Here is a 4,306-nt window from a genome sequence, read left to right as displayed (position 1 = left end):
CTTGGGGGGAGAGGAGGGGGGAACGTGTCACAGACTGACTTTTGTACCTGACCATTGCGCCGTATCAGCCCACAGGAAGAGGGGACATAACGTGCTACATGCTAATTTCTATGCCTGCTTTCGGCTTGGGGGGAGAGGAGGGGGGAACGTGTCACAGATTGACTTTTGTACCTGACCATTGCGCCGTATCAGCTCCCTCTCCCTGTGGGAGAGGGTGGGGGTGAGGGGCGTCACAGGCCTATGGGCTTAGTCCTCGAGCTTCAGAACCGGCTCTCTCTTCAGCACCACGCGCAGCACAAAGTAATACACGATGCCCACCGCCAGCCAGCTAAGGCCGAGGATCTTGGCTTCGATATCCATCTCGTACAGCACAAAGGCGATGATCGAAAGGCCGACCAGCGGGAACAGCAGGTGTTTTACCCAGGACTTGGATTTCTGGCGGATGATGTAGTGGTTAATCACCGACAGGTGCAGGATCAAAAAGCCCATCAGCGCCCCGAAGTTGACCAACCGGCTCAGGTTGTCGATGCTGCCGTTGAAGTACAGCCCGGAACCGAGGGAGATCACCGCGACCAGCAAGGTGCTGACGTAAGGGGTTTTAAAGCGTGGATGCACCTTGGCCAGGATCTTCGGCAGTTGGCGGTCACGCCCCATGGCGAACAGAATGCGGGAGATGGCGGCCTGCGCGACTAACGCATTGGCGATCCCCCAGGAGAGTGCCGTCGCCCAGATGGTGGCCTGCTTCAACCAAGAGCCGCCCGCCAGATTGGCGGTATCGTAGAATGCGGTATCCAGGTTAGTGAAGTTTTGGCCCGCAGCCAGATCGGCGGCAATCCAGGTTTGCAGGATAAACAGCGACCCCACCAACAGCAGCGCATACAGCGAGGCTTTCCCCACGGCATCGGCCCCGCCTTTGCTCTCTTCAGACAGCGTCGAGATACCGTCAAAGCCCAGGAATGACAGCACCGCGATAGATACCGCACCCATCACCAGCGGCAGGCTGAATTTCTCGGCGTTGTAGAGCGGGTTCAGCGTCAGGCCACCGGAACCTTCGCCGGAATAGAGCGCCGTCAGGCCCATCACCACAAAGATGGTCAGGATCACAATTTCCGCCACCAGAATGTAGCGGTTGGCCTTGGCGGTGAACTGGATCCCTACCAGGTTGATCGCGCTGTTGATCACGATAAAGGTCACGATCCACACCCAAGCGGGGACTTCTGGCAGGATCGGGCCGAGCGCCGCCGCGCTGACGATATACAGCAACGACGGCACCAGGATGTAATCGAGCAGGATCAGCCAGCCGGCAAAGAAGCCGACGGTTTCATGGATGCCGCGCTGGGCGTAAGCATAGACCGAGCCGGAAACCGGGAAAGCGCGGGACATTGCCCAGTAACTCATCGCGGTGAAGAACATCGCCACCATACCGATCAGATAGGCCAGCGCCACCATGCCCTGTGCGCCTTCCCACACGTAGCCAAACACGCCAAACGGCGCGATCGGTACCATAAAGATCATGCCGTAAATCACCAGATCTTTCAGGGTGAGGGTACGGTGCAGTTCTTGTTTATAACCAAATTGTTCTACAGACATGGCGCTATCCCTAATCCAGCTGGAGGTTTAACTGCTCGGCTACGCTGCGTGGCAGCGCGAAACGGCAGGTTTTTAGCGGATCGACCACCTGGCAGATTTGCAGATCGCCGGTGATGCTCAGCAGGTTGATGGCGTCGGCCAGCGAGACCTGGCTATAGTCCGCCACGAAGTGCGCCATATTGCGCGTTGCCAGTTCGGCAGCTTCGTCCAGCGTTTTGGCGGATGCCAGGGTATATAGCGTATCGGCGGTGCTCATCATCGGGGTAGGCAGCGCGCGGTTTTTGACTACGCTCAGGTTCACCACTACTTCACCGGGGATCTCCAGCCCGCATACCGAGACTTCGCCATCGCCCATCGCGGCATGCAGATCGCCTAGCGCAAACAGCGCGCCGGGAACGTTAACCGGCAGCCACAGCGTGCAGCCTTCGGTGATGATTTTGCAGTCCATGTTGCCGCCGTGGGCATCTGGTGTGCCGCAGGAGACTGGCTCTTCGGCCGGGGCGACGCCAATTACGCCGATCATTGGCTTTAACGGCCAACGCACCCCGCCAGGCAGCAGTGCGAAGCCGTCTTCCAGCGGCACGGTGCGGATCTGTGGCTGTTGCAGCTCATCGCCAATGACGCCCAGGCCCGGAGCGGTGACCATCACCGCCTGATGGCGGGTTGGGGTGATACGTTTAATCTCTACCCGTAATACATCGCCGGGGTTCGCATCCTGCACGTAAACCGGCCCGGTAGCCGGGTTGATCCGGCTCCAGTCCAGTTCGGTGAAGGCCGCCTGTTCGGAGGCGATTTGATCTTCGAAGCAGTCACAGGTTTCAAAACAAACGTCGCTGCCGCTGGCAACGGTGGCCACCGGGGCGTTATCGCGCGACATGGCATATACCACGTGCGTGCGTGAGATCTTTTCCATGGTGATTCCTATAATGAATAATGAAGCCTAGTTTTTATTATTTATGGCGATAATGATAATTGCGCGAACCCGCGCCAATTCATCAATAAATCACACCCACAGGGGCGTAAGCAAGCACGCGAAAGCGGTAGCAGAATGGGCATTTTTGTTGGATTGGCAGGATATGCTTTAAACAATTATCGCGGTGGTTTATTACCCGCAACTATGGCGGAAATTTCCGCATAACCGATCGGTTAACCCGAATGAATACAGCAGAGTTATCAGGAGAGAATGGGAATCAAATGAAGGTGAATGCTTTCGATAATTAGCATTAATAAAATGAGTAACCGGTTTTATAGCAGTAAACGCTATATATCAGCCAGGACAAACTTATTACCCTGGAGTGAACTCCAGGGTAATAAGGGGAGCGTCAGCGATAGCCCTGATACACTTCCGCCACGCGTTTGAAGTACTCCGTCAGGTAATTGATACACACCTGCACCTTGAGCGGCAGCTTGTCCTTCTCGGTGTACAGTGCGTAAACCGGGCGGGGTTCCGAGTGGTAGCGCTTGAACAGGATCTCAATCTCGCCGCGTTTGATCTCTTCAATTACCCACATCAGCGGTGCGTAAGCAATTCCCGCCCCGGCCTTGAGCCAGCGGATCATGGTTTGAGAATCGTTGGTCACGAAGCGTCCCTGCGGGGAAATGCGCGTGCTGATGCCTTCGGGAGCCATCAATTCAAACTCACTGTCGGGCCGTACGCTGTACTCCAACCAGGAAAAATTCACCATATCCGCCGGTTTTTGCGGTGTCCCGTGTTGAGTCAGGTAGCTTTTGGCGGCGCAGACCACCATCGGCATCGAGCCCAGACGTTTGGAAAACAGGCTGGAATCCTGCAGTTCGCCGGTGCGGATCACCACGTCCAGGCCGTCGGCAATCAGGTCGGGGGCCGGGATGCCGGTGACCAGGTTGACCGTTAGGCCAGGATATTCTTGCAGCATGTCGGCGGTCATGGTCGCCAGGACGTTTTGCGCCATGGTGGAGGAACTGCCGATGCGCAGCGTGCCGATGGGCGTATTGTTCAGCGCATAAAGCTGCTCATGCACCTCGGCGGCTTCCTGCAGCATGCGGCGGCAACCCTGATAGTAGATTTTACCGGCTTCGGTCAGGCCGATGCTACGTGTACTGCGGTTAAGCAGCTTCACCTGCAGATCATTTTCCAATTTGGATACTGTCTGGCTGATGGATGAAACGCTCATGTCGAGCTGGCGTGCCGCCGCAGTAAATGAACCACATTCAACGACTTTGGCAAACACGGACATCCGTTTTAGTCTTTCCATTGTTCACTCTGGCTTAAAAGTGATTTAGATCACAGATTGTTGATGAGTTGATAGTAAGCAGGCTAATATAACGCGTCGGGTATATCCTGTGTCTTTCTCGTCGTAACTAGAAATTCAGTGGATAAAAGACCTTCTGAACGCTTGGCGTGGTCAGCTATGCCGCGGTACTCTGCCGTGGCCGAACGATCCCTCCGGTAATCCTGCATTTCCTTTCGCGGACGTATGTTCTGAGTTTAACCCTTTTTCAGGTTTGAGACCTTAGCAGGGTGCGTTTGACGTCCGCCCAAGATAATGTAAATGAAGTGTTAAATAAGAAGGGCGCAATCCCGGTGCAGTAAACAATCAAGGAAAAAGTATGAGTTTGCTTCCGGTTATGGTCATTTTTGGACTGCCGTTCCCGCCGGTATTTTTTGAGCTGTTAGCGTCGTTGGCACTGTTTTTTATCCTGCAACGCCTACTGCAACCGACCGGAATTTACGATT

General features: G+C 55.3%; 4 protein-coding genes. 1 reads left to right on the top strand and 3 read right to left on the bottom strand.

The window, feature by feature from the left end:
- Positions 1-246: 246 nt before the first annotated feature.
- The 3 genes from ACLQ7H_RS11720 to aaeR form a co-directional block, all read right to left on the bottom strand.
- Complete coding sequence (locus ACLQ7H_RS11720; RefSeq protein WP_411752812.1) at positions 247-1,590, bottom strand: APC family permease; 1,344 nt, start codon at positions 1,588-1,590, stop codon at positions 247-249.
- 10 nt (positions 1,591-1,600) lie between these two features.
- Positions 1,601-2,503 carry an acetamidase/formamidase family protein gene (locus ACLQ7H_RS11715; RefSeq protein WP_411752811.1) on the bottom strand — a complete coding sequence of 301 codons (903 nt, stop codon included), beginning with the start codon at positions 2,501-2,503 and terminating at the stop codon, positions 1,601-1,603.
- 409 nt (positions 2,504-2,912) lie between these two features.
- A complete protein-coding gene (gene aaeR, locus ACLQ7H_RS11710; RefSeq protein WP_024483740.1) occupies positions 2,913-3,824 on the bottom strand; it encodes an HTH-type transcriptional activator AaeR in 912 nt (303 codons plus the stop codon).
- 355 nt (positions 3,825-4,179) lie between these two features.
- Here aaeR and ACLQ7H_RS11705 point away from each other — a divergent pair.
- Positions 4,180-4,306 (top strand): DUF1656 domain-containing protein (locus ACLQ7H_RS11705; protein ID WP_411752813.1); only part of this gene is annotated, 127 nt, incomplete at its 3' end.

The sequence above is a fragment of the Serratia sp. (in: enterobacteria) genome (assembly GCF_046715635.1).
Lineage (GTDB): Bacteria > Pseudomonadota > Gammaproteobacteria > Enterobacterales > Enterobacteriaceae > Chania.
The sequence above is the reverse complement of the archived record's forward strand: the minus strand, read 5'-3'. Positions and strand labels throughout refer to the sequence as shown.